Annotated in this window: 22 protein-coding genes; 8 read left to right on the forward strand and 14 right to left on the reverse strand. The window is 73.1% G+C overall.

From position 1 onward, the window contains the following. Positions 1–65 precede the first annotated feature (65 nt). The gene (locus AC6I72_RS15495) at positions 66–320 is read left to right on the forward strand and encodes a DUF6458 family protein (protein ID WP_037861605.1); all 255 of its coding nucleotides are present in this window, start codon (positions 66–68) and stop codon (positions 318–320) included. Between the two features lie 48 nt (positions 321–368). Beyond that, complete coding sequence (locus AC6I72_RS15500; RefSeq protein ID WP_498001402.1) at positions 369–863, forward strand: LURP-one-related/scramblase family protein; 495 nt, start codon at positions 369–371, stop codon at positions 861–863. Positions 864–905: 42 nt separating this feature from the next. Here AC6I72_RS15500 and AC6I72_RS15505 read toward each other — a convergent pair whose 3' ends face one another. Beyond that, positions 906–1,679 (reverse strand): carbon-nitrogen family hydrolase, encoded by a 774-nt coding sequence (locus AC6I72_RS15505; RefSeq protein ID WP_498001404.1) that lies wholly within the window; start codon positions 1,677–1,679, stop codon positions 906–908. Positions 1,680–1,900: 221 nt separating this feature from the next. Between AC6I72_RS15505 and AC6I72_RS15510 the strand changes: the two genes are divergently transcribed. Beyond that, positions 1,901–2,725 (forward strand): maleylpyruvate isomerase family mycothiol-dependent enzyme, encoded by an 825-nt coding sequence (locus AC6I72_RS15510; RefSeq protein ID WP_498001405.1) that lies wholly within the window; start codon positions 1,901–1,903, stop codon positions 2,723–2,725. Between the two features lie 28 nt (positions 2,726–2,753). Here the strand turns inward: AC6I72_RS15510 and AC6I72_RS15515 are convergent, their stop codons facing one another. Next, positions 2,754–4,070: an MFS transporter gene (locus AC6I72_RS15515; protein WP_498001407.1), complete on the reverse strand. Its 1,317-nt coding sequence runs from the start codon at positions 4,068–4,070 to the stop codon at positions 2,754–2,756. Further along, positions 4,067–4,717, reverse strand: coding sequence for a GntR family transcriptional regulator (locus AC6I72_RS15520; RefSeq protein ID WP_498001408.1), 651 nt, complete (start codon positions 4,715–4,717; stop codon positions 4,067–4,069). Before AC6I72_RS15520 ends, AC6I72_RS15515 begins: the two co-directional genes overlap by 4 nt. 199 nt (positions 4,718–4,916) lie before the next feature. Between AC6I72_RS15520 and AC6I72_RS15525 the strand changes: the two genes are divergently transcribed. Further along, complete coding sequence (locus tag AC6I72_RS15525) at positions 4,917–5,819, forward strand: D-alanyl-D-alanine carboxypeptidase family protein (RefSeq protein ID WP_498001410.1); 903 nt, start codon at positions 4,917–4,919, stop codon at positions 5,817–5,819. A gap of 288 nt (positions 5,820–6,107) precedes the next feature. Here AC6I72_RS15525 and AC6I72_RS15530 read toward each other — a convergent pair whose 3' ends face one another. From AC6I72_RS15530 to pdhA, 3 genes are read right to left on the reverse strand one after another with little or no spacing between them, the layout of a single operon-like run. Further along, positions 6,108–7,538: a dihydrolipoamide acetyltransferase family protein gene (locus AC6I72_RS15530; RefSeq protein WP_498001412.1), complete on the reverse strand. Its 1,431-nt coding sequence runs from the start codon at positions 7,536–7,538 to the stop codon at positions 6,108–6,110. Positions 7,539–7,549: 11 nt separating this feature from the next. Then, positions 7,550–8,527, reverse strand: a complete 978-nt coding sequence (locus AC6I72_RS15535; protein WP_498001413.1) for an alpha-ketoacid dehydrogenase subunit beta — start codon at positions 8,525–8,527, stop codon at positions 7,550–7,552. Further along, positions 8,527–9,819 (reverse strand): pyruvate dehydrogenase (acetyl-transferring) E1 component subunit alpha, encoded by a 1,293-nt coding sequence (gene pdhA, locus AC6I72_RS15540; protein WP_498001414.1) that lies wholly within the window; start codon positions 9,817–9,819, stop codon positions 8,527–8,529. Before pdhA ends, AC6I72_RS15535 begins: the two co-directional genes overlap by 1 nt. Positions 9,820–10,348: 529 nt before the next feature. On the opposite strand from pdhA, the gene AC6I72_RS15545 reads away from it, so the two are divergent. After that, the gene (locus AC6I72_RS15545) at positions 10,349–11,365 is read left to right on the forward strand and encodes a phosphotransferase (protein ID WP_498001415.1); all 1,017 of its coding nucleotides are present in this window, start codon (positions 10,349–10,351) and stop codon (positions 11,363–11,365) included. Between the two features lie 154 nt (positions 11,366–11,519). Here AC6I72_RS15545 and AC6I72_RS15550 read toward each other — a convergent pair whose 3' ends face one another. Next, a complete protein-coding gene (locus AC6I72_RS15550) occupies positions 11,520–13,166 on the reverse strand; it encodes a protein kinase domain-containing protein (RefSeq protein WP_498001416.1) in 1,647 nt (548 codons plus the stop codon). 399 nt (positions 13,167–13,565) lie between these two features. On the opposite strand from AC6I72_RS15550, the gene AC6I72_RS15555 reads away from it, so the two are divergent. After that, positions 13,566–15,239: a Stk1 family PASTA domain-containing Ser/Thr kinase gene (locus tag AC6I72_RS15555; RefSeq protein WP_498001418.1), complete on the forward strand. Its 1,674-nt coding sequence runs from the start codon at positions 13,566–13,568 to the stop codon at positions 15,237–15,239. Positions 15,240–15,380: 141 nt separating this feature from the next. On the opposite strand, the gene AC6I72_RS15560 is transcribed toward AC6I72_RS15555, so the two are convergent. Beyond that, positions 15,381–15,920 carry a bacterial proteasome activator family protein gene (locus AC6I72_RS15560; protein WP_037861578.1) on the reverse strand — a complete coding sequence of 180 codons (540 nt, stop codon included), beginning with the start codon at positions 15,918–15,920 and terminating at the stop codon, positions 15,381–15,383. A 27-nt stretch (positions 15,921–15,947) separates the two neighbouring features. Beyond that, positions 15,948–16,556 carry a PadR family transcriptional regulator gene (locus AC6I72_RS15565; RefSeq protein ID WP_498001419.1) on the reverse strand — a complete coding sequence of 203 codons (609 nt, stop codon included), beginning with the start codon at positions 16,554–16,556 and terminating at the stop codon, positions 15,948–15,950. A 136-nt stretch (positions 16,557–16,692) separates the two neighbouring features. Here AC6I72_RS15565 and AC6I72_RS15570 point away from each other — a divergent pair, with 136 nt between their 5' ends. Beyond that, a complete protein-coding gene (locus AC6I72_RS15570) occupies positions 16,693–17,367 on the forward strand; it encodes a hypothetical protein (protein ID WP_498001420.1) in 675 nt (224 codons plus the stop codon). Positions 17,368–17,407: 40 nt separating this feature from the next. Here the strand turns inward: AC6I72_RS15570 and AC6I72_RS15575 are convergent, their stop codons facing one another. Then, positions 17,408–17,806, reverse strand: coding sequence for a winged helix-turn-helix transcriptional regulator (locus AC6I72_RS15575; RefSeq protein ID WP_498001421.1), 399 nt, complete (start codon positions 17,804–17,806; stop codon positions 17,408–17,410). A 157-nt stretch (positions 17,807–17,963) separates the two neighbouring features. Here AC6I72_RS15575 and AC6I72_RS15580 point away from each other — a divergent pair, with 157 nt between their 5' ends. After that, positions 17,964–18,575 (forward strand): FMN-dependent NADH-azoreductase, encoded by a 612-nt coding sequence (locus AC6I72_RS15580; RefSeq protein WP_498001422.1) that lies wholly within the window; start codon positions 17,964–17,966, stop codon positions 18,573–18,575. 93 nt (positions 18,576–18,668) lie between these two features. On the opposite strand, the gene AC6I72_RS15585 is transcribed toward AC6I72_RS15580, so the two are convergent. From AC6I72_RS15585 to AC6I72_RS15600, 4 genes are all read right to left on the reverse strand, one after another. Then, entirely contained in the window at positions 18,669–19,649 is a 981-nt protein-coding gene (locus AC6I72_RS15585; RefSeq protein ID WP_498001424.1) for an NAD(P)H-quinone oxidoreductase, read from the reverse strand. 100 nt (positions 19,650–19,749) lie between these two features. Beyond that, positions 19,750–20,847, reverse strand: coding sequence for a potassium channel family protein (locus AC6I72_RS15590; protein WP_498001425.1), 1,098 nt, complete (start codon positions 20,845–20,847; stop codon positions 19,750–19,752). Next, on the reverse strand, positions 20,844–22,304 hold the full coding sequence (locus AC6I72_RS15595; RefSeq protein WP_498001426.1) for a molybdopterin molybdotransferase MoeA: 1,461 nt from the start codon (positions 22,302–22,304) through the stop codon (positions 20,844–20,846). The genes AC6I72_RS15590 and AC6I72_RS15595 overlap by 4 nt, the downstream gene beginning before the upstream one ends. After that, positions 22,304–23,248, reverse strand: a complete 945-nt coding sequence (locus tag AC6I72_RS15600; protein WP_498001427.1) for an NTP transferase domain-containing protein — start codon at positions 23,246–23,248, stop codon at positions 22,304–22,306. The genes AC6I72_RS15595 and AC6I72_RS15600 overlap by 1 nt, the downstream gene beginning before the upstream one ends. Positions 23,249–23,288: the final 40 nt, after the last annotated feature.

A 23,288-nucleotide genomic window follows, 5' to 3' on the forward strand; every position in this document is an offset into this window, starting at 1 on the left:
TTGACCGGAAGGGACCGGACAGGCCGGAACCACCGGACCTGACACCGGATTGGGAGGCGACACTCATGGGCCTCGGCGGGTGCATCATCCTCATCGCCGTGGGAGCCATCCTCACGTTCGCGACCGACTGGCACATGCAGGGGGTCAACCTGCACATGGTCGGCGTCATCCTGATGATCGTCGGGCTGATCGGGGTCACGACGTTCAGCAGCATCGCCCGGCGCCGGCGCGTCATGGTGCCGCCCTCGACGACCGTCGTCGAGGAGGAGCGCCACCACCACGGGCCCCGGGACGGGTACACCGACGGCTACGGCGTCTGATCAGCCGGACGCGGTACGCCGGGGCCCGCCCGGGGAAGCGGTAAGGGCATGAGATTCCTCGTACGCGACCGGATCCTCGGCATCGGTGACGACTACTGGATCGAGGACGAGCACGGAGCCAAGGTCTTCCTCGTCGACGGCAAGGCGATGCGGCTGCGGGACACCTTCGAGCTGAAGGACGCCCAGGGCCGGGTCCTCATCGACATCCACCAGAAGATGCTCTCCCTGCGGGAGACGATGGTGATCGAGCGGGACGGGCAGGCGCTGGCGAAGATCCGGCGCAAGCGGCTGTCGCTGCTGCGCAACCACTACCGGGTGTCCCTGGTCGACGGCACCGGCCTGGACGTCAGCGGCAAGATCCTCGACCGGGAGTTCGCCGTCGAGTACGACGGCGAACTGCTGGCGGTGATCTCCCGCCGGTGGCTGAGCCTGGTGGACACCTACGGCGTCGACGTCGTTCGGGACGACGCGGACCCGGCGCTGCTGATCGCGGTCGCGGTGTGCGTGATCCACCTGGCGGAGAAGGAACGGGACGAGGCCTGAGCCCGGGTCAGGATCCCGCGCCCTCGCCCGGACCCGGGCGGCTCACAGAACCCGGTCCTTGAGGGCGGGGAACTGCTCCCGGGTCGCCGCGACCCTGCCGGGGTCGATCGCGACGCTCAGGACCTCCTCGCCCGGCCCGGCCTCCGCCAGCACCTCGCCCCACGGATCCACCACGATCGAGTGACCGGCCTGCGGAACTCCGGCGTGCGTCCCGGCCGTTCCACAGGCGAGCACGAACGCCTGGTTCTCCACCGCCCGCGCGCGGGCCAGCAGCGTCCAGTGCGCCCGGCGGCGCTCCGGCCAGCCCGCCGGGATCACCAGGGTCTCGGCACCCGCGTCGACGAGACCGCGGAACAGCTCGGGGAAACGGAGGTCGTAGCAGGTGGCCACGCCCAGCACGGTGTCCGGCAGCCGGACCGTCACCAGATCGCGTCCCGCGCCCATCAGCACCGCCTCGCCCTTGTCGAAGCCGAAGCGGTGGATCTTGCGGTAGGCGGCGGCCAGACCGCCGGAGGGGGAGAAGAGCAGAGAGGTGTTGTAGAGCGTGCCGTCGGCGTCCCGTTCCGGGATCGAGCCCGCGTGCAGCCACACGCCCGCCTCGCTCGCCGCCTCGGCCATCACCTCGTACGTCGGCCCCTCCAGCGGCTCGGCGTCACCTGCGAACCGCTCGAAGGCGAAGGCGCCGGTGGTCCACAGCTCCGGCAGGACGACGAGGTCGGCGGCGGCCTGTTCGCGCACCAGGGCGGCCGCCCGCCGCCGCCGCGACACGACCGATTCGCCCTCGTCCACGGCGATCTGGATCAGCGAGGCGCGCACACTACCACCGTCCTGGCAATCGAGTTGTCCCGGCGGGCCTACGATCGTCACACGAAAGCACTGCCGGGGTGCCTCACAGCAGCGTAACTTGGGGATCCCCCCTGCTCGAAGCGGAGCGAGAGTCCGGGGGGAGACCCAAGCCGCCCGCCGACCGCCGCCACTCCCCACTGGCAATGCCGCCACAACCTGACCGTGTACCGACCGCCGAGGGGTCCCGTTCCGTGAGTCTGCATCCCACCCTCCAGCCCTACGCCGATGCCTGGACCCACTCCGTCGAGGCGATATCCGAGCTGGTGCAGCCGCTCGTGGAGGGCGAGTGGAACCGGCGGACCCCGTGCCCCGGCTGGTCCGTGCGCGACGTCGTCTCGCACGTCATCGGAATGGACTGCGAGGCGCTCGGCGACCCGCGCCCCATCCACTCCCTGCCGCGCGACCTGTTCCACGTCACCGACGAGCACCAGCGCTACATGGAGATGCAGGTCGACGTCCGCCGCCACCACACGGCGCCGGAGATGACGTCCGAGCTGGAGTACACGGTCATCCGCCGCAACCGCCAGCTGCGCAACGAGTCGAGGGACCCGGGCACCAAGGTGCGCGGCCCGCTCGGCGCGGAGATCACCCTGGAGGAGTCGATGCGCTACCGGGCGTTCGACATCTGGGTGCACGAGCAGGACCTGCGGGCCGCCCTGGGCCGCCCCGGCAACCTCGACTCGCCCGGCGCGTACGTCGCCCGCGACCACCTGCTCGACGCGCTGCCGGAGGTCGTGGCGGTGCGGGCGGACGCCCCGCGCAGTTCGGCGATCGTCTTCGACGTGCACGGGCCGGTGGAGTTCCTGCGCACGATCCGCGTCGACATCCAGGGCCGCGGCACCCTGGAGACGGCACCCGCCCTGGGCCCGGCGGCGGCCCTCACCCTCGACTGGGAGACGTACGTCCGCCTGGCGTGCGGCCGGGTCGCCCCGGAGGCGGTGGCGGACCGGGTGAAGACGGAGGGCGACCCGGAGCTGACGGCGGCGATCCTGCGGAACTTCACGGTGACGCGCTGAGGAACCGCCGCCCGGACCGGGCCGGGCCTCACGCGGGCACGTGCACCGTCTCCACCCGGCTGGCCACCAGACGCTCGCGTTCCCTGCGGGCCGCCCGCCCGCGCAGCCGCAGGATCTGGCTGACGCCGAGCGCCTGGAGCACGAACACGGCGGAGAAGGCGACCGTGTAGTCGTCCCCCGTGGCGTCCAGCAGCACACCGATCGCGAGGAGCGTCGTCATCGAGGCGACGAAACCGCCCATGTTGGTGATGCCGGAGGCGGTCCCCTGCCGCTCGGCCGGGTTCGCCGGCCGGGCGAAGTCGAAGCCGATCATCGAGGCGGGCCCGCAGGCGCCGAGCACCACGCACAGCACCAGGAGCAGCCACATCGGCGCCCGCTCGCCGGGGTAGAGCAGGGTCGCCGCCCACATCACCGCCGTCGCCGCGACCGTGCCGAGCGCCAGCGGCAGCCGGGCCGCGTGGTGCCGGGCGACGATCTGCCCGTAGACGAGGCCGACGGCCATGTTCGACAGGACGACGAGGGTGAGCAGTTCCCCCGCCGTCCCGCGCGACAGGCCCTGCGCCTCCACCAGGAACGGCAGCCCCCACAGCAGCAGGAACACCATCGCCGGGAACTGGGTGGTGAAGTGCACCCACATGCCGAGCCGGGTCCCCGGCTCGCGCCAGGAGGCGGCGATCTGCCCGCGCACGGAGGCGCCGCCGCGGTGCGGCACGGGCGGCGGCTCGTGGCCCTCGGGGTGGTCCTTCAGGAAGAGGACCAGCAGGACGGCCACCACCACGCCGGCCAGCGCGCTGCCCGCGAACGCCTGCGTCCAGCCCAGCCCGTGCAGCAGCCGGGCCAGCACCAGCGTGGAGACCAGGTTGCCGGCCATGCCGACGAGCCCCGCGAGCTGCGCGACCAGCGGCCCGCGCCGGGCGGGGAACCACCGGGTGCCCAGCCGCAGCACGCTGATGAAGGTCATGGCGTCCCCGCAGCCGAGCAGCGCCCGGGAGGCGAGGGCCGTGCCGTACGACGGCGAGAAGGCGAAGCCGAGCTGACCGGCCGTGAACAGCACGACGCCGATGCCCAGCACCTTCTTGGTGCCGAGCCGGTCGACGAGCAGGCCGACGGGTATCTGCATGCCGGCGTAGACGAGGAGCTGGAGGATCGAGAAGGTGGACAGCGCCGAGGCGCCGACGTGGAAGCGCTCGGCGGCGTCGAGCCCGGCGACGCCCAGCGAGGTACGGAAGATGACGGCGACGAAGTAGACGGCGACGCCGATGCTCCAGACGGCGGCGGCCCGCCGTCCGCCCGGGGGATCCCCGGGCAGCGTCACGGGTGCGGTCGAGGTGGAGGAGGAACTCATCGCACCTCACCCCGGGCCAGGTGGGAGAACCAGCTGACGTGCCGGTGGACGAGGCCGACGGCCGCCTCGGCGTCCCCGGACCGCAGCGCCTGGAGGATCTCCTCGTGCTCGGTGAGCGTCTTGGCGACCCGGTCGGGGTGGGCGTGCATGACGGCGACACCCATGCGCAGCTGACGGTCGCGCAACTGGTCGTAGAGGCGGGAGAGGATCTCGTTGCCGCCGCTGCGGACGATCTCGGCGTGGAAGCAGCGGTCGGTGACGGAGGCCGCGGTCAGGTCGCCGGCCGCCACCTGCTGCTTCTGCTGCTCCAGCAGTTCCTCCAGCCGGGCGATGAGTGCGGGCGGGGCGGGTACGGCCTTGCGCGCGGCGTGCTCCTCCACGAGCTGGCGGGTCTCCACGACGTCCGCGATCTCCTGGGCGGAGACCGGAAGGACGAGCGCTCCCTTCTTCGGGTAGAGCTTGAGGAGCCCCTCGACCTCCAGCCGCAGCAGCGCCTCGCGCACCGGGGTGCGCGACACGCCGACGGCCTCGGCCAGCTCCCCCTCGGTCAGGAGGGTGCCGCCCTCGTAACGGCGGTCCAGGACCGCTTGCTTGACGTGGGTGTACACGCGGTCGGCGGCGGGGGGCTGCTTCACTGCCAGGCTCATGGCCACAGCATAGATACAACGCGTACGCATGACGCGTCCCTGTCCAGTATGCGGACGGCGCCCCCACCTCCATGGAATTTCCCGCACCCCGTGGACAACCAACTGTGCTACTTACGTGTCCTATAGACGCGGCCCCCCTTTCACGGGTTATCAACTCGGCCGCACCATAGGGGCATTCGACATAATCGGGGTATCTCACTTGAAAACCGGCATCCAGGCCAATCGCCTCCGCAGAGCCGCAGCCGTCGCCCTGACCACCGGGGCCGTGCTCGCCGCGGGAGCTTTGACCGCGGCGCCCGCCCAGGCCGTCGCCACGCCGTCGATCGCGGCGAAGGGCGGTTACGCGATGAACAACGCGAACGGCTCGACGCTGTTCGCGAAGAAGGCGGACACCCGGCTGTCCACGGGCTCCACCACGAAGATCATGACCGCCAAGGTCGTCCTGGCCCAGCGGAACCTCAACCTCGACGCCAAGGTCACCATCCAGAAGGCGTACAGCGACTACGTCGTGCGCAACAACGCCTCCCAGGCCCACCTCATCGTGGGCGACAAGGTGACCGTCCGCCAGCTGCTGTACGGGCTGATGCTCCCCTCGGGCTGCGACGCCGCCTACGCGCTGGCCGACAAGTTCGGCTCGGGCAAGACCCGTGACGCCCGCGTGAAGTCCTTCGTCGGCAAGATGAACACCGCCGCCAAGGACCTCAAGCTGAAGAACACGCACTTCGACTCGTTCGACGGCATCGGCCGGGGCAACAACTACTCCACGCCGCGCGACCTGACGAAGATCGCGAGCAGCGCGATGCGGAACTCCACGTTCCGCTCGATCGTGAAGACGAAGTCGTACCGCGCCAAGACCATCACCCGCACGGGCAGCACCCGCACGATGGCGACGTGGACGAACACCAACACGCTGCTCGGCAGCTACCGCGGCGCCATCGGCGTGAAGACCGGCTCCGGCCCCGAGGCCAAGTACTGCCTCGTCTTCGCCGCCACCAAGGGCAACAAGACCGTCATCGGCACGGTCCTGGCCTCCACCTCCGTCAACCAGCGTGCCACGGACGCCACGCGCATCCTGAACTACGGCTTCGCGCGCCTGCACTGACACCGGCCCGCGAAGCGAAGGGGCCTGCCGCTGCACACCAGCGGCAGGCCCCTTCCGCGTCCCGGACGCCCTGACGCCGAGGCATGACGCCCTGCCGGTGCGCCGGATCGGCGCCTGTCGGCGCATGCCGCCCCGGCACGCCTGTGTCGGGGCGGCATGGCGAAGAACGGCGCCCCCGCGCGCGTGCTCGCCCGGCCCGGGCCCGGCCGGGCGCGTGCGGAGGGGCCGGCCGCAGGACGAAGCTGCGGCCGGCCCCTCGGGGACGCGGGGACCGGCGGATCGCGGCCGTCAGGCCCAGCTGATCAGCCGCTTGGGCTGTTCCAGGATCGCGGCCACGTCCGCCAGGACCTTGGAGCCCAGTTCGCCGTCGACCAGGCGGTGGTCGAAGGAGAGGGCGAGGGTGGTGACCTGACGGGGCTTGACCTTGCCCTTGTGGACCCAGGGCTGGAGCTTGATCGCACCGACCGCCAGGATCGCGGACTCGCCGGGGTTCAGGATCGGCGTGCCGGTGTCGACGCCGAAGACACCGACGTTGGTGATCGTGATCGTGCCGCCCTGCATCGCCGCCGGGGAGGTCTTCCCCTCGCGGGCCGTGGAGACCAGCTCACCCAGGGACGCGGCCAGCTGCGGGAGCGTCTGGGCGTGGGCGTCCTTGATGTTGGGGACGATCAGACCGCGCGGGGTGGCCGCGGCGATGCCCAGGTTGACATAGTGCTTGAGGACGATCTCCTGGTTCGCCTCGTCCCAGGACGCGTTGATGTCCGGGTGGCGCTTGACGGCGACCAGGAGGGCCTTGGCGATCAGCAGGAGCGGGTTGACGCGCAGGCCCGCGAACTCCTTGTCCTGCTTCAGCTCCTCCACCAGCCGCATGGTGCGCGTGACGTCCACCGTCACGAACTCCGTGACGTGCGGGGCGGTGAACGCGGAGCCGACCATCGCCGCCGCCGTGGCCTTGCGCACACCCTTGACGGGGGTGCGGGTCTCGCGGGCCGTGTCGTAGGACGCCACCGGCGCCGGGGCCGCCCGGACCGCCGGGGTCTGCGCGGCCGCCGGGGCGGGTGCGGTCACCGGTTCCGGTGCGGTGGCCGGTGCCGCCGCCGCGTGGACGTCCTCGCGCGTGATGATGCCGTCCGGGCCGGACGGGACCACCGTCGTCAGGTCGACCCCGAGGTCCTTGGCCAGCTTGCGCACCGGCGGCTTGGCCAGCGGGCGGTCCTGCACGGCGGGGGCGGGCGGTGCGCCGTGCCCGTTCAGCTCGGAGGGGAGCGCGTCGGCCGCCTGGTCCGCCGGGGCCCCGGCGCCCTTGCGCGGGCGGCGCTTGGTGGCGGACGTCGAGACGCCGTAACCCACCAGGACCGGCTGGCGGCCCTGCGGCTGCTGCTCCTCCTCGGCCGGCTGCGCCGCGGCCGCCGGTGCGGCCTGGGCCGGGACCTCGGCCGGGGCGGCGGGGGCCGCACCCGCGACGGCCACCGCGATGATGGCCGTGCCCACGTCGACCGTGGTGCCCTCGGGGAAGTGCAGCTCACTGACCACGCCGTCGTAGGGGATGGGCAGTTCCACGGCCGCCTTGGCCGTCTCGACCTCGCACACCACCTGTCCGTCGGTGACCGTGTCGCCGGGCTGGACGTACCACTTGAGGATCTCGGCCTCGGTCAGGCCCTCGCCGACATCCGGCATCTTGAACTCGCGTACGGACGCAACATCCGTCATCGTCGTCACGACCCTCTCCCTCAGTACGCCAGCGAGCGGTCGACGGCGTCGAGCACGCGGTCCAGGTCCGGCAGGTAGGACTCCTCCAGGCGCGCCGGCGGGTAGGGCGCGTGGTAGCCGCCGACCCGCAGGACGGGGGCCTCCAGGTGGTAGAAGCAGCGCTCGGTGATGCGGGCGGCGATCTCCGCGCCGGAGCCGAAGAACACCGGGGCCTCGTGGACCACGACCAGGCGGCGGGTCTTCTCCACCGACGCCTGGACCGAGTCGAAGTCCAGCGGGGAGACCGAGCGCAGGTCCAGGACCTCCAGGGACCTGCCCTCCTCGGCCGCCGCCGCGGCGGCCTCCTGGCACAGCTTCACCATCGGGCCGTAGGCGGCCAGGGTGAGGTCGGTGCCCTCGCGGACGACCTGTGCCCTGTGCAGCGGGGCGGGGATGGCCTCGGTGTCGACCTCGGCCTTGTCCCAGTAGCGCCGCTTGGGCTCGAAGTAGATCACCGGGTCGTCGCTCTGGATGGCCTGCTGCATCATCCAGTAGGCGTCCGACGCGTTGGACGGGGAGACGATCTTCAGGCCCGCCACGTGGGCGAAGAGGGCCTCGGGGGACTCCGAGTGGTGCTCGACCGCGCCGATGCCGCCGCCGTAGGGGATGCGGACGACGACCGGCATCTTGACCTTGCCCAGCGAGCGGGCGTGCATCTTCGCCAGCTGGGTGACGATCTGGTCGTAGGCCGGGAAGACGAAGCCGTCGAACTGGATCTCGACCACCGGGCGGTAGCCGCGCAGGGCCAGGCCGATCGCGGTGCCGACGATGCCGGCCTCGGCCAGCGGGGTGTCGATGACGCGGCTCTCGCCGAAGTCCTTCTGCAGGCCGTCCGTCACCCGGAACACGCCGCCGAGCTTGCCCACGTCCTCGCCCATGACGAGGACCTTGGGGTCCGCCTCCAGGGCGTGGCGCAGCGACTCGTTGATGGCCTTGGCCATCGCCATCTTCTCGGCCATCAGTGACCCCCTTCATCCGCGAACGACGCCTGGTAGGCGGCGAACTGAGCGCGCTCCTCGTCGACGAGCGCGTGCCCGTCCGCGTACACGTTCTCGAAGATGGCGAAGTGGTCCGGGTCGGGCATGCCGCGGACCGCTTCGCGCACTCGCCTTCCCAACGCCTCGCTCTCGGCCTCGAGTTCCGCGAAGAATCCCTCGTCCGCGTGGTTTGCGGCCTCCAGGTGGCGGCGAAGGCGCAGGATCGGGTCCTTCGCCTCCCAGGCGGCCCGCTCGTCGTCGTGGCGGTAGCGGGTGGGGTCGTCGGACGTGGTGTGGGCACCCATGCGGTACGTGTACGCCTCGACCAGGGTCGGGCCCTCTCCGGCGCGGGCGCGCTCCAGTGCCCACTTGGTGACCGCGAGGCAGGCGAGCACGTCGTTGCCGTCGACGCGCACGCCGGGGAAGCCGTAGCCCTGGGCGCGCTGGTAGAGCGGCACCCGGGTCTGCTTCTCGGTCGGCTCGGAGATCGCCCACTGGTTGTTCTGGCAGAAGAACACCACGGGGGCGTTGTAGACGGCGGAGAAGGTGAAGGACTCCGCGACGTCGCCCTGGCTGGAGGCGCCGTCGCCGAAGTAGGCGATGACCGCCGAGTCCGCGCCGTCCTTGGCGACGCCCATCGCGTAGCCCGTGGCGTGCAGCGTCTGGGAGCCGATGACGATCGTGTACAGGTGGAAGTTGTTGCTGTTGGGGTCCCAGCCGCCGTTGTTCACGCCGCGGAACATGCCGAGCAGGTTGGCCGGGTCGACGCCGCGGCACCAGGCGACGCCGTGCTCGCGGTAGGTCGGGAAGACGTAGTCGTCGTCGTTCAGGGCGCGCCCCGAGCCGATCTGGGCGGCCTCCTGGCCGAGCAGCGAGGCCCACAGGCCCAGCTCGCCCTGGCGCTGCAGGGCGGTCGCCTCGGCGTCGAAGCGCCGGGTGAGCACCATGTCGCGGTAGAGGCCGCGCAGTTCGTCGGCGGTGATGCCGGCGACGTACCGGTCGTACTCGGCGTTCCCGACGCGCTCGCCCTCGGGCGTCAGCAGCTGCACGAGGCCGGGCTCGGCGCCGTTCGCGGCGGCTGCCGCGGCCTTCCCGGCGCTGGTTCCGGCGGTGCTGGTGGTGCGCTTGGTGCCGGCCGCCTTCGTACGGCCCGCCCTGGCGCCGGCCGTCCTGCTGCCGGCCGTCTTGCCGTCGGCCGCCTTCGTGCCGGACGTCCCGGCCTTGCTCCCGGCGCTGCGTCGCGGTGTGCGCGCGGCAGTGCTCTCCTCGGTCACGTGTGCTCCTCCGTCGGTCCGGCCCCCGGGGTTGCCGGTAGGCCAGTGCGGCTCACCTGTTCTGGACCACGGGGCACGGGGTGGGTGCCACTCGGCCGGGAACAGGCGTGACAGGTGCCCCGGCGAGCGCCCTGCAACAGCCACGTTACCCAGTGCTCCACATTTCTGGGAAACCCCTCCTGACCTGCGTGTTTCCTTGGATTTCCAAGTATCTTCCGCTTGGACGTCCAAGTACCTCGCCGGGCGTTCGGGGCAGCCGCTGGTCACAGCCTTGCAGGGGGCCGGAACACCGGCACGTTATCCCGGTCACCCCTTGGTCGGGAAGAGTTCACGACTGGCCGGAACCGCTCTTGACCACGCACTCCACCGGGCGGCCCAGGGCCCCGAAACCGGGACGAAGGGAGAACGGCACGGTGATCTTGTGTGACCGAAAGCGACTGTCGATGACTGTCTGTGACAAGCCCCAGCTCACAGGCCCGGCCGGTGCCCTAACATCTGGCGCGTGCCGCGCTCATGTGTACCACCCTCTGTGCCCCACGCGCCCCCTCTGGGTGCCCTGTTGCGCCAGTTCGCCGCCGGTTCCGCCGTCACCTGCGAGCCGGTCGATCAGGGGCTGCTCAACCGCGGTTACCGGCTGTGCACCACCCGCGGCCGTTATTTCCTCAAGCACCACTTCGACCCCGACACCGCCGACCCGGCCTCGATCGCCCGCCGGCACCGCGCCACCCAGCGCCTCGCCGACCTGGGGGTCCCCGTGGCGCCGGCGCTCGCGGGCCGGGACGGGCGCACGGTCGCCGTCATCGGCGGCCACGCCTACGCCCTCTACCCGTGGATCGACGGCCGGCACCGGCACGGCGGCCAGCTCACCACCGGCCAGTGCGCCCGCCTCGGCGCCCTCCTGGGCGCGGTGCACGCCTGCCTGGAGCGGGTGATGCCCCCCAAGGGGCGCACCCGCCCGGCCACCAGCCCGCATCCCGTCCGGAGCGCGGATCCGGCCGACACGCTCGCCCTGATCGACGACCTGCTCGGCCACGTCCGCCGTCACCACCCGCCGGACGCCTTCGACGAGCTGGCCCGGCACCGGCTCCTGGAGCGCCGCACCCTCCTGGAGCAGCACGCCGGCCGCCGGCCGCCGCCCGGCGGCCCGGTCGGCTGGGTGCACGGCGACTTCCACCCCTACAACGTGCTCTACCAGGGGGACGCGCCCGCCGCGATCGTCGACTGGGACCGGCTCGGCGTCCAGCCGCGCGCGGAGGAGACCGTACGGGCCGCGGCGATCTTCTTCCTCCGGCCCGGCGGCACCCTGGACCTGCCGAAGATCACGGCGTATGCGCGCGCGTACCGGCGCGCCGCGGGGGTCACGTCCTCGGAGCTGGCCGCCGCGGTGCACCGCGTGTGGTGGGAACGTCTGAACGATTTCTGGATGCTGCGCTGGCACTACGAGCGCGGCGACACCCGCGCCGATCCGCAGTTCCCGGCCGCCTCGGCCCTGGTGGTGTGGTGGACGCGCGAGTACGACGCGGTGTGCGGGGCGTTCGCGGAGTAGGACGGGCCGCCAGGCGGAGCAGGAGCAGGCAGGGGCAGGAGCCTCGAAGCGGGGCAGGACGGCCCGGGGAGCCGGGCGCCGGCCGGCGGGAGGGGGCGGACGCACGCACGCGCGCGTGGTGCCCGTCCGGGCTCCACGCGCGCGTGAAGGGTGATCAGGGGGTGCCGCCGCCACCGGCGCCGGCCGCCCCGGCCGCGGTACCGGTGGTGTCGCCCGTGCCGCTGCTGGTGCCCTCGTTCGTCCCCTCGGTCGGGCTGCCGCCACCGCCCGGACCGCCGCCCGTGCCCGGGGACTGCGTCTGCGCCGGCGGGGTGGACACCTCGTGCGAGGTGGGCTCCCCCGACGGCTCGTCGGACGTGTCGTCCGTCGGCGAGTGGGACGGCGTCCACGACGGCCGGTGCGAGGGCGGATTCTGCCAGCCGGAGCCGCCCGAACCCGAGCCCGTCTCCGTGGACGTGTCCGAGGGCCGGCCGGTCGACTCGTCGGTCGGGGAGGACGTGGGCTGCTCGTCCTGGGTGGACTGGGTGGCCGACGGCGACTGGGTGGTGCCGGTGCCGCCGCCACCGCTCTTACCGCTGGTCTCGTGCAGGGCCAGCGCCACGCCCGCCGCGATGGCGATCACGGCCAGCACGGCGAGGATCCACAGCTTGCCCCGGCCGCTGCCCTGGTTGCCGTGTCCCTCGAAGCCGCCGTCGTCGCCGTTGCCGTACCCGGCGGGCAGGATCGGCTGCGGGATCTGCGTGGTGCCGGCCTGGCCGTCGCCGTGGTGCGGCATCACCGTCGTGCCGGCGAAACCGGCCGCCGGGGTGTGCCGTCCGTCGGGCGCGGCCACCGGGCCGGTGTGCCAGGTTCCGGTGTGGCCGCCCTGGTCGTAGAGCATCTGCAGCGCGTACTGGACCATGCCGCGCATCTCTTCGGCCGTCTGGAAACGGTCGTCGGGCTCCTTGGCGAGCGACCGCATGACCAGGCCGTCGAGTTCGGGCGGGCAGGCGCCCTCCGAGGTCGCCGACGGCGGCACCGGCAGGTCCTGCACGTGCTGGTAGACCACCGACAGCGGGGTCTCGCCGGTGAACGGGGGCCGCAGCGCGAGGAGTTCGTACAGCAGGCAGCCGGTGGCGTACAGGTCGGAACGGTGGTCGACCGCCTTGCCCAGCGCCTGCTCGGGGGAGAGGTACTGCGGGGTGCCCATGACCATGCCGGTCTGCGTCATCGTCGTGGACGCGCCGTGCAGGGCGCGGGCGATGCCGAAGTCCATCACCTTCACGGCACCGTTGTCGGTGATGATGACGTTGGCGGGCTTGATGTCGCGGTGCACGATGCCGTGCTGGTGCGAGTAGGCGAGGGCCTCCAGGACACCGGAGACGATGATCAGCGCCTGCTCGGGGCCCGGCGCCTCGGCGTTGAGCAGCAGGTCACGGATGGTGCGGCCCTCGACCAGCTCCATCACGATGTACGGCACGGACTGACCGCCGACGAAGTCCTCGCCGGAGTCGTACACGGCCACGATGGCATGGTGGTTGAGGCCGGCGACCGACTGGGCCTCGCGGGTGAAGCGGGCCTTGGAGACCGGGTCCTCGGCGAGGTCGGCGCGGAGCAGCTTGACCGCGACGGTGCGCCCCAGGCGCACGTCCTCGGCTGCGAACACCTCGGCCATGCCGCCCCGGCCGAGCCGGTGCGTCAGCCGGTAGCGGCCGTCGCCGACCAGGCCGCCGTTGCCCCACAGCTCCGGCGCGTCCGACATACCGCCGCCGCCAGACGCCTCGGGGTCGGACGGGCCCTGGGCGCGCTGCGTCTGTGCCATCAGTCCTCGCCGTCGTTTCTGCCCGCGGTGCGCGGTGTTGTCACGGTCTCCGTCGGCCACGCTACAGGTTCGGCGGGGGCCGCCGGTCCCGGTTCGTCGCGGGCACCGGTCCGGGACGGACCGGCCATCAAACCGCGAGCGGCCGTCGTCGTGCAAATCCCGTGGGCCGGCCGTACGTCGGCTGTAACGCTTGCGCGACGCTTCTTTCGCGTACGGTCACGGAACGGGCACCGAGCTTGACGTGTCAGTGCCCTGGGGCAGACTTGGCCGGGAATAGCACTTTCGATCATCGAGAACCGGACACGCGGTCAGGTCAGGTCCGGTCCCGGGACCGTCGACGGACAGCCGATCGCGCGGGCGCAGCAGCCGCCGGCGCCGCGCACATGGGGGACGCAGAAGATGAGCCAGGACGGCGCGCAGAGCCGGTTCGCGGGGCGGTCGCTGGCCGGCGGCCGCTACCAGCTGCGTGACTTGCTCGGCGAGGGCGGCATGGCCTCGGTGCACCTCGCCCACGACTCCGTGCTCGACCGCCACGTCGCGATCAAGACGCTCCACACCGAGCTGGGCCGGGAGCCCGCGTTCCGCGAGCGGTTCCGCCGCGAGGCCCAGGCAGTGGCGAAGCTCACGCACACGAACATCGTCTCCGTCTTCGACACCGGCGAGGACGATGTCGACGGCATGACGACGCCGTACATCGTCATGGAGTACGTCGAGGGCCGGCCGCTGGGTTCCGTGCTCGACGAGGACGTGCGGCAGCAGGGCGCCATGCCCGCCGACAAGGCCCTGAAGGTCACCGCGGACGTGCTCGCCGCGCTGGAGATCAGCCACGAGATGGGCCTGGTCCACCGCGACATCAAGCCGGGCAACGTGATGGTGACCAAGCGCGGCGTCGTCAAGGTCATGGACTTCGGCATCGCCCGTGCCATGCAGTCCGGGGTCACCTCGATGACGCAGACCGGCATGGTCGTCGGCACCCCCCAGTACCTCTCGCCCGAACAGGCGCTCGGCCGGGGCGTGGACGCGCGCTCCGACCTGTACTCGGTCGGCATCATGCTGTTCCAGCTCGTCACCGGGCGGCTGCCGTTCGACGCCGACTCGCCGCTGGCCATCGCGTACGCGCACGTACAGGAGGAGCCGGTCGCGCCGTCCGCGGTCAACCGCGCGCTGCCCCCGGCGGTGGACGCGCTGGTCGCCCGCGCGCTGAAGAAGAACCCCAACGAACGTTTCCCGAGCGCCGAGTCCATGCGCGACGAGTGCCTGCGCGTGGCGGCGTCCTTCCAGGCGGCGCCGCCCAGCATCGTGCCGGGCGCCCAGACGCCGAGCGGCGCGGGCGTCGGCTCCGCGGTGTTCCCGCCGGTCGACGCCGCACCGCCGGTGGCGGGCAGCGTGCAGACGCCGTACCAGCCGGCCCCGGCACCGAACCCGTACGGCACCCCGGCCCCGGCCGCCCCCTCACCGGCGTACGGCTACCCGCAGCAGCAGACCGGGTACCGGACCCCGCCCGCCGCCTCCCCGTACGGCGCCCCGCAGCAGGCCTCGACCCCGCCCCCGTACGGCATCTCCCCGCAGCCGTCCGGCACCGGCACGGCAGGGGGCCCGTCCGGCGGCGGCAGGAACAACAAGATGGTGATCATCGCGTCGGCGGCCGTCGCCGTGATCGCGGTCGTCGGCCTGATCGCCGCGCTCCTGCTGAACAAGGACGGGGACGACACCGCCGGAGGCGGGGGCGGCAGCACCGGCCCGAGCCCCAGTTCCTCCCCGGCCGCCGTCGAGGGCCACCGCGGTCCGGACACCTCCAAGACGATCAGCCAGAGCGAATGCAAGGAACCGCAGGAGTCGTACAACGACCCGAAGCTGATCAAGGTGCCGAACTTCCAGTTCAAGTACCTGGGTTCGGTCAAGGAGTGCCTCCAGGCCGTGGGCTGGCACCTGAAGGTCGACTACGTGGACGAGAACACGTACGGCCAGGACACGGTCATGAGCCAGTTCCCCGCGGCCGACACGGACGTCGACCCGCACAAGATGCCGGTGATCCAGCTCAACGTGTCCACGGGCGACCCGGCCTCGTCCTGACCGGACGGACCCGGGCGACCGGATCACCGGATCACCGGCCGACAGGTCCGGCCGGCCACGGTTTTCTGACGGGTGAGGGCCCGGCAGCTCGGCTGCCGGGCCCTCACGTCACCTTCCGCGTGTACGGCGTGGAGGTACGGCCTACAGGTACGGTCCCCCGGAGCGCCCGCCCGTGCGGGGGTCGTCGCCGCCCTCGATGCCGACCCCCGGCGGCAGGGCGCGGCGCATCTGCTCCAACTGGGCCCGGGCGGCCATCTGCTGCGCGAACAGCGTCGTCTGGATCCCGTGGAAGAGTCCTTCCAGCCAGCCCACCAACTGCGCCTGCGCGATGCGCAGTTCCGCGTCGCTGGGAGTCCCCTCGTCGGTGAACGGCAGCGAGAGCCGCTCCAGTTCCTCGACCAGCTCCGGCGCGAGACCGTCCTCCAGCTCCTTGACCGAGCTGGCGTGGATCTCCTTGAGCCGGGCCCGGCTGGCCTCGTCGAGAGGAGCGGCACGCACCTCTTCGAGCAGTTGCTTGATCATGCTGCCGATCCGCATGACCTTGGCCGGCTGCTCCACCTGTTCGGTGACCGGGGTCTCGCGCGAGTCGTCGTCCCCGCCGCCCCCGAGCGCCATGCCGTCCTGGCCCACGACCAGGATCTGCGGATTCTCCGGCGACCGTTCGTTCCTCGGCATCTCCATGCTGCCATTCTCTCGTACCCGTACGTGTCATCTCCTCGGTGCCCCCCGTGGAGGGTGATCCACCGTGTGCGCGGCCGGGGTGTCCCCCGGACGGCCCAGGCGTTCCAGGCGGGCCGCGCAGTGGTCCAGCCAGCGGGACTCGGCCTCCGCCCGGCAGATCGACCGCTCCAGGACCAGCAGCCGGGCCATCTCCTGAGCGTGTGCGGGCAGCCGCGCCAGGACCTCCGCCCGCTGCCGCACGCAGTCCTGCAGCGCCTCGGACACGTACCGGCGCTGCCTGTCGACGATGTCGCGTACGTCGACGCCGGGCGCTCCCAGGGCCAGCACCAGCTTGGTGACCAGTTCGTCCGGCGGCCGGCCGCCGGGCGCGGCGGGCCCGGGCCGCACGGGCCGCGTGTACCAGGACCGCAGTTCGGCGCGGCCCGCATCGGTCAGCGCGTAGGTCGCCCGTCCGGCCGCGTCCCCTGCCGCGCGGACGACCAGGCCGTCCCGTTCCAGCCGGCCGAGTGCCGCGCAGACCGCGCCGAGGTCCGGCGCCCACGCCGCCGAGGTGCGGGCCTCGAACTCGGCCCGCAGCCCGGAGACGGAGCGGGGACCGGCCTCCAGGAGTGCCAGCAGTCCGTGCGGGAGCGCCATACCCGGATTGTGCAGCGGATTCGGCCTGGCGGACGAACCCGGAATGCCGGACGGGTCAGGTGATGTGACTGTTGTTGCACGAACGACCGCTTCCCTGCACCGCACCACTGATCGGCCACCGTGAGGGGGTCCCCGGGTGACTCCATGGCTGCGCGCCGTACCGCGTACCGCGGGACCGCTGCTCCTGCTGGGCGCGGTCGTCCTGCCGGGCGGCCCCGCCTCGGCGTGCGCCGCCGCGCACGGGCCGTCCGCGTCCGCGTCGCCGTACGCCCCCACGTCGTCGCCCTCCGCGACGGCGGCCCGCCCGGACACCGGTCCCTCGCCGGCCCCGCCGCGCCCGTCCGGTCCGTCGCGCACCTCCTCGCACGCGCCGTCCGTGCCGTCCGCCTCCTCGTCCCCCGTCTCGTCCCGTTCCCCGGTGGCCGCCGCCGTCGCGCCCCCGGCCGCCCTCCTCCTCCCCCGGGAGCCGTCCGGGGCCGGCAGCCCGGCGGGGGAGGGGCGGCAGCGACCGGGCCACCCCCACCGGCACGGAAGCGACGGGGAGGACGACGACCGCGGCCGGCCGCGACACGACCGGCACGGCGGCCCGGACTCGGACACGACCGGCACGCCGACGGCCGCCGCCGAGGAACCGGCGGCCGCCTCCCCGACGCCCTCGGCACCGGACACGCCACCGGTCCCCCGGCCCGCGGCAGGCGTCGGCCCCGCGACCGGACCGGTACTGGAGCTGCTGCCGCTCGGCAGCGGACTGGTCCTGATCGGTCTCGGCCTGGGACTGGCGTTCATCGCGCTGCGGGTGCGCCGGGTCTGAGCCCTGCCGTCACCTCCCGCCGCCGCGGGCCGGGCGAGTCTCAGCCGTGGCGGGGATCCGCCGCTTCCGTCTGCCGCAGGGAGGGGCAGCCGTCCTGCCCGGACACCCCGAGGAACTGCTCGGCCCAGGTGCCCAGCTCGTCGAGGGCCGGCCGGAGGGCCTCACCCGCGGGAGTGAGCCGGTAGGAGACGCGCAGGGGCGGCCCCGCGTCCACCTCGCGGCTGACCAGGCCGGCCTCGCCGAGTTCGGCGAGACGGTCGGAGAGCATGCGCTCGCTGATCCCGCTGACGGCGCGGCGCAGTTCGGCGAACCGGCCCGGGCCGCCCATCAGGCTGGCCAGGATGACGCCGTTCCAGCGCTTGCCCAGAAGGACGAAGACGCGTTCGACCGCGCCGCCCACCGCCGTGCACTGTCCCGCGTCATGCCGCCCCTGATCCATGCGCCCATGCTACCGCCCACCCCCTGAATCACTTCTGAAAAGTAAGCTACTGTGACTCTGTAAGCAGCTTATGAAGCTGACGTACGGCGGCGGTGCCTCCGCATGCCCGCCGCCTCCCTCCGCGCGCCCCCGTGTGTCCGTTCCGAGGAGTTCCTCCATGGCCGTCCTGCTGCACATCGACTCGTCCCTGTTCCCCCTGGAGAACTCCGGTTCCCGTCAGCTCACCGACGCCTTCCGCAGGACCTGGCAGGAAGCGCACCCGCAGGGCAGCGTCATCTACCGGGACCTGGCCGCCGACCCCGTGCCGCACCTGGACGCCGCCACCGTCACCGCCGGCACTCTGCCGCCGCTGCGCCAGGAACTCATCACCGAGTTCGAGAAGGCCGACGTCGTCCTCATCGGCGCCCCCATGTACAACTTCACCGTGCCGTCCACCCTGAAGGCGTGGCTGGACCAGATCATCCTGGTGGGGCGGACCCTCGGTGAGGGCGTGCCCGCGTCCGGCAAGCGCGTCGTGATCGCGTCCTCGCGCGGCGGCTCCTACCGTCCCGGCACGCCTCGGGCCGGCTTCGAGTTCGACACCAACTACCTGGAGAAGGTCCTGGGCGACGGGCTCGGCCTGCGGGTCGAGGTCATCACGCGCGAGCTGACGCTGGCCCCGGTCGACCCGGCCATGGCCGCCCTCATACCGCAGGCGGAGGAATCGGCACGGCAGTCGCTCCGGCGGGCCGCCGAATCCGCGCGGGAGCACGCCGCGCTCCTGTCCTGACACCCGGTCCCGGCCGGACCCGGGGGTCCCAGACATGGGCCGTGCGGCCCGCGGCCGGGTCGGTGCCCGGTCCGCAGGACGGCGTGGCACGGGTCAGGAGGTCACCAGCAGCACCTTGCCGACGTGCGTGCTCTCCTCCACGAGCCGGTGGGCGGACGCGGCGTCCCGCAGGGGCACCTGCCGGTCGACGACCGGCCGGACGTGCCCGTCCGCGAGCAGCGGCCACACGTGCTCGCGGACGGCCGCGACGATGGCCGCCTTCTCCTCGAGCGGGCGGGCCCGCAGCGAGGTCGCGCTGATCGCGCCCCGCTTGCCCAGCAGGGCGCCGATGTTCAGCTCGCCCTTGACGCCGCCCTGCATGCCGATGATCGCGAGCCGGCCGTTGACGGCGAGCGCCCGGACGTTGCGGTCCAGGTACTTGGCGCCCATGTTGTCCAGGATGACGTCGGCGCCGGCCCCGTCCGTGGCCCGGCGGATCTCCTCGACGAAGTCCTGCTCGCGGTAGTTGATCAGGATCTCGGCGCCCAGCTCCGCGCAGTGGTCCAGCTTCTCCTTGGTGCCCGCCGTGACCGCGACCCGGGCGCCCGCGGCCTTGGCCATCTGGATCGCCATGGTGCCGATGCCGCTGGAGCCGCCGTGCACGAGCAGGGTCTCACCGGGGCGGAGGTGGGCGACCATGAAGACGTTCGACCATACGGTGCAGGTCACCTCGGGCAGTGCCGCCGCCTGGACGAGGTCCACGCCCTGGGGGACGGGCAGCAGCTGACCGGCCGGGACGGCGACCTTCTCGGCGTAGCCGCCGCCCGCGAGGAGCGCGCACACCTCGTCGCCGACCGCCCAGCCGGACACCCCGGGGCCGAGGGCGGTGATCCGGCCGGAGCACTCCAGGCCGGGGTAGCGGGAGGCGCCGGGCGGCGGGTCGTAGTGCCCCTGCCGCTGCATGATGTCGGCCCGGTTGACGGCGCCGGCCACCACCTCGACGAGCACCTCGCCCTCGCCGGGCACGGGATCGGGCACCTCGTCCCACACCAGCGCCTCGGGTCCACCGGGTTCGGGAATCGTGATCGCATGCATGGGGCCGACGCTACTCCTCGCCCGCCGCCGCGCCGCGGGGCGCGGCACACGCGCGTGCCGCGGATCGGCCGGACGGGGCGGTGCTCCCAGGGCCCGGCGGTCAGTCCAGCGGCAGGGGGCGGGTGTCCGGGGTGACCTGCGAGCCGGGGGTGGCCCGGACGATCGTGATCAGGCGGTCCGTCAGCTGCAGCGCGGCGGCGGCCGGGTCGTCGTAGCCGAGGACCCGGTGGCCGCGGACGACGCTCACCACCAGGTCGTCGATCTCCCGCGGGCTGCGTCCCGCCTCGGCCTTTATGACGGGCCGTTCGACGATGTCCAGCCCGCTGCCCTGCTGGATGAGGTCCTCCATGACCATGCCGGCGGCGGGGCTGAGCACGGAGAGCCCCAGCAGCCTTCCCGCCGCGCTCGCGCTGGTGATCACGGCGTCCGCGCCGGACTGCTTGAGCAGCGGGGCGTTCTCCTCCTCCCGCACCGCGGCGACGATCTTCGCGGCACGGTTGAGCTGCCGGGCCGTCAGGGTCACCAGGACCGCCGTGTCGTCCCGCTGCGTGGCGATGATGATCTGCCGCGCCCGCTGGACCTCGGCGCGTCTGAGCACCTCGCTGCGGGTGGCGTCGCCGACGATGCCCGCGTACCCCTCCGCCGTGGCGGCGTCGATCACCTTCGCGCTCGGGTCGACCACGACGACCTGCTGCTTCTTCAGCCCGGTCGCGCACACGGTCTGGATCGCCGACCGCCCCTTCGTACCGAACCCGACGACGACGGTGTGTTCGCGCAAGGTGGCCCTCCAGCGGCTCAGGCGCCATTCCTCCCGGGTGCGCTCGGTGAGGACTTCGAGCGTGGTGCCGACGAGGATGATCAGGAACAGCACGCGCAGCGGCGTGATGACGAGGATGTTGGTGAGCCGGGCGCTGTCGCTGACGGGCGTGATGTCGCCGTACCCGGTGGTGGAGAGGGTCACCGTCGCGTAGTACGCCGCGTCGAGGAGGTCCACGGAGCTGTCGGCGTTGTCGTGGTAGCCGTCACGGTCGGCGTAGACGACCACCACCGTCACCACCAGCACCAGCAGCGCCATGGCCAGTCGCTTTCCGACCTGGCGTATGGGGCGGTCCACCAGTTTCCTCGGGAGTTTCACCCGATGGGTCACGAGGTGTTCGTCCGCCTGACGGGCGATCGCGTCATGGCCCGGAAGTTTCACGTGAAACACACTCCGATTCCGGCGGCGGCCCACGGCAGGTCGAGCAGTTCGGCCTCCTGTCCGGCGCGCAGGCCACCCGGCGGTACGACGGCCAGGGCGTCGGCCGCCGCGACACCGCGCAGCATGGCGGGCCCGTTGTAGTGCAGCGGGGCCGCGTGATCGCCGCGCAGGACGACGGGGACGAGCCGGGTGTCGCCCGGATGTCCGTGCACCCCGTCCCGCAGCGGCATCGTGTACGGCTCCGGGGCGGGACGCGCGGCCAGGGCGCGCAGCAGCGGCTCGGCCAGCGTGAGCAGACCGGAGACGGCGGCGAGGGGGTTGCCGGGCAGGCCGACGAGGTGCTGGTTCTCCTTGGTGCGGGCCAGGAGCATGGGATGGCCGGGGCGGACCCGGACGCCGTCCACCAGCAGGTCGGCCTCCATGCGGCGCAGGGTGGGGCGCAGGTGGTCGACGGGACCGGCGGCGGTTCCGCCGGTGGTGACGACGAGGTCGGCCTCGGACCGGGTGAGCGCCCGGTGCAGGGCCTTTGCGTCGTCGCCGATACGGCGCACGGAGGCCACCTCGGCGCCGAGCGCGCGCAGCCACGGCGGCAGCATCGGTCCGAGCGCGTCCCGGATCCGCCCGTCGTGCGGCAGGCCCTCGGTGAGCAGTTCGTCCCCGAGGACGAAGACGTCGGCCCGCGGCCGGGGCACGGCGGTGAGGGTGTCGTACCCGGCGGCCGCGGCGAGGCCCAGCACGGCCGGTGTCACCAGGGTGCCGGCGGGAAGCAACTGCTCTCCGCTGCGGCACTCCTGGCCGCGGGGGCGGATGTCCTGGCCGTGGCCGAGGTCGCGGACGGAGTGCAGCTTGCCCTTGGCGTCCGTACGGCCGTGCTCGGTGCGCAGCACCGCGGTGGTGTCCTGCGGGATGCGCGCGCCGGTCGCGATCCCCACGGCCTCGCCGTCGGTCAGCGGGTCGGCCTGGGCGTGCCCGGCGAGAGAGCCGCCCTCGCGGACGTCCCAGGGGCCGGGCCCGGCGACCGCCCAGCCGTCCATCGCGGAGGTGTCGAAGGAGGGCAGGTCGGTGAGGGCGGCGAGGGGCTCGGCCAGGACCAGGCCGAGGGCGGTGTCCAGGGGGACCGAGAGCGCGGTGCGGTGGGCGGCGGCGCGGACGGCACGGGCCGCGATGTCGCGGGCCCGGGGCCAGGGGGTGGCGTGCGCGTGGCCCTGCGGTCCGGTCCGCGCGGCGTGCGGACCGTCGTGCGGGGCCGCGCCGGAGCCGGGCCCGGCGTCCCGGCCCTGCCCGGCGGGGGAGACGCGGCCGCCGGAGGCAGGTCCGGGCATGCCGGGGGCCGGGGTGCCGGGGAAGTGGGGGTTGTCGCCGGGGAAGTGGCCGGTGCCCTGGTTCACGAGCGCGAGCGCCTCCTCGACGTCGAGGTCCTCGGCGTCCTCGCCGGCCTGCACGCCGCGGGCCGTCATCAGGCGTCCGGGCGCGTGTCGGGCGTGGCGTCGGGAGCCACGTCGGGCTCCTTCCCCGCACTGTCCTCCTCCGCCCAGCGCAGGGCCAGCGCCGCGGCCTTGCGGGCGGCCTCGGCGACCGCCTCGGGGCCGGCTCCGGCGCGGGCGGCGGCGTAGCCGACGAGGAAGGTGGTCAGGGGCGCCGCGGGCCGGGCCACACCGTGGGCGGCGTCGCGCGCGAGGTCGAGCAGTACGCCGGTGTCGACGTCCAGGTCGATGCCCAGCTCGTCCTTGACTGCGGAAATCCATTCATCCAGCACGTGCCCATGCTCCCTGATGCGTGCTCTGGCGGTGGCGATGTCGTCCCAGGTGTCGCAGTCGAAAGAGGCGACGTCGTCGCGGACCCGGGTGAGGTCGAGCGCCGCGGTCAGCCGGCGCAGCGGAAGGCCGGTGAGGGTGCCGTTCTCGCGGGTGAGCACGGCCAGCCGCCGGCGCAGCGCGGGTGCACGGTAGGCCGCCACGAGCGGCTGGTCGCGGCCGTCTGCGTCGGTGAGCAGCGCCCCGTCGGCGCGGCTCGCGCGCAGGTCTGTGAGCAGCCGCCGTACCGTCCGGGGCCGCAGGAACGGCAGGTCCGCGGAGAGGACGACGACCAGGTCCGCCGTGGTGTGCCGCAGACCCGCGGCGAGCGCGGCGAGGGGGCCGCCGCCGGGCGGTTCCTCGCGCGCCCATCGCACGCGGCGCGCCGTGGGCCGCGGGTCGGCCACGACGACGGTGGTGCGCGCGTCGGCGCAGGCGCCGAGCACCCGGTCGAGCAGGGCCCGGCCGCCGACGCGTACGCCGGGCTTGTCGGCGCCGCCGAGCCGCCGCGCGGATCCACCGGCGAGCACGACGGCGTCATGGGCCGGGTCCGGCGCCGGGTCGCCGGCCGGGGTGTCCCGGTCGCCGGGGTCCTCGTAGGCGGTCACCCCCCGAGTATGTCCTCCTCCTCGGGCCGGGGAACACGGG

The sequence above is a fragment of the Streptomyces sp. Xyl84 genome (assembly GCF_059731885.1).

Bases quoted from the DNA above. Each gene is read 5' to 3' on its own strand.
- AC6I72_RS15500 (WP_498001402.1), top strand. From the start codon at position 369: ATGAGATTCCTCGTACGCGACCGGATCCTCGGCATCGGTGACGACTAC.
- AC6I72_RS15565 (WP_498001419.1), bottom strand. From the start codon at position 16,556: ATGGCGCTCCCGCACGGACTGCTGGCACTCCTGGAGGCCGGTCCCCGC.
- AC6I72_RS15495 (WP_037861605.1), top strand. From the start codon at position 66: ATGGGCCTCGGCGGGTGCATCATCCTCATCGCCGTGGGAGCCATCCTC.
- AC6I72_RS15515 (WP_498001407.1), bottom strand. From the start codon at position 4,070: ATGAGTTCCTCCTCCACCTCGACCGCACCCGTGACGCTGCCCGGGGAT.
- AC6I72_RS15560 (WP_037861578.1), bottom strand. From the start codon at position 15,920: ATGGAGATGCCGAGGAACGAACGGTCGCCGGAGAATCCGCAGATCCTG.
- AC6I72_RS15535 (WP_498001413.1), bottom strand. From the start codon at position 8,527: ATGGCCGAGAAGATGGCGATGGCCAAGGCCATCAACGAGTCGCTGCGC.
- AC6I72_RS15550 (WP_498001416.1), bottom strand. From the start codon at position 13,166: ATGGCACAGACGCAGCGCGCCCAGGGCCCGTCCGACCCCGAGGCGTCT.
- AC6I72_RS15575 (WP_498001421.1), bottom strand. From the start codon at position 17,806: ATGGATCAGGGGCGGCATGACGCGGGACAGTGCACGGCGGTGGGCGGC.
- AC6I72_RS15585 (WP_498001424.1), bottom strand. From the start codon at position 19,649: ATGCATGCGATCACGATTCCCGAACCCGGTGGACCCGAGGCGCTGGTG.
- AC6I72_RS15595 (WP_498001426.1), bottom strand. From the start codon at position 22,304: ATGACGGCCCGCGGCGTGCAGGCCGGCGAGGACGCCGAGGACCTCGAC.
- AC6I72_RS15520 (WP_498001408.1), bottom strand. From the start codon at position 4,717: ATGAGCCTGGCAGTGAAGCAGCCCCCCGCCGCCGACCGCGTGTACACC.
- AC6I72_RS15580 (WP_498001422.1), top strand. From the start codon at position 17,964: ATGGCCGTCCTGCTGCACATCGACTCGTCCCTGTTCCCCCTGGAGAAC.
- AC6I72_RS15555 (WP_498001418.1), top strand. From the start codon at position 13,566: ATGAGCCAGGACGGCGCGCAGAGCCGGTTCGCGGGGCGGTCGCTGGCC.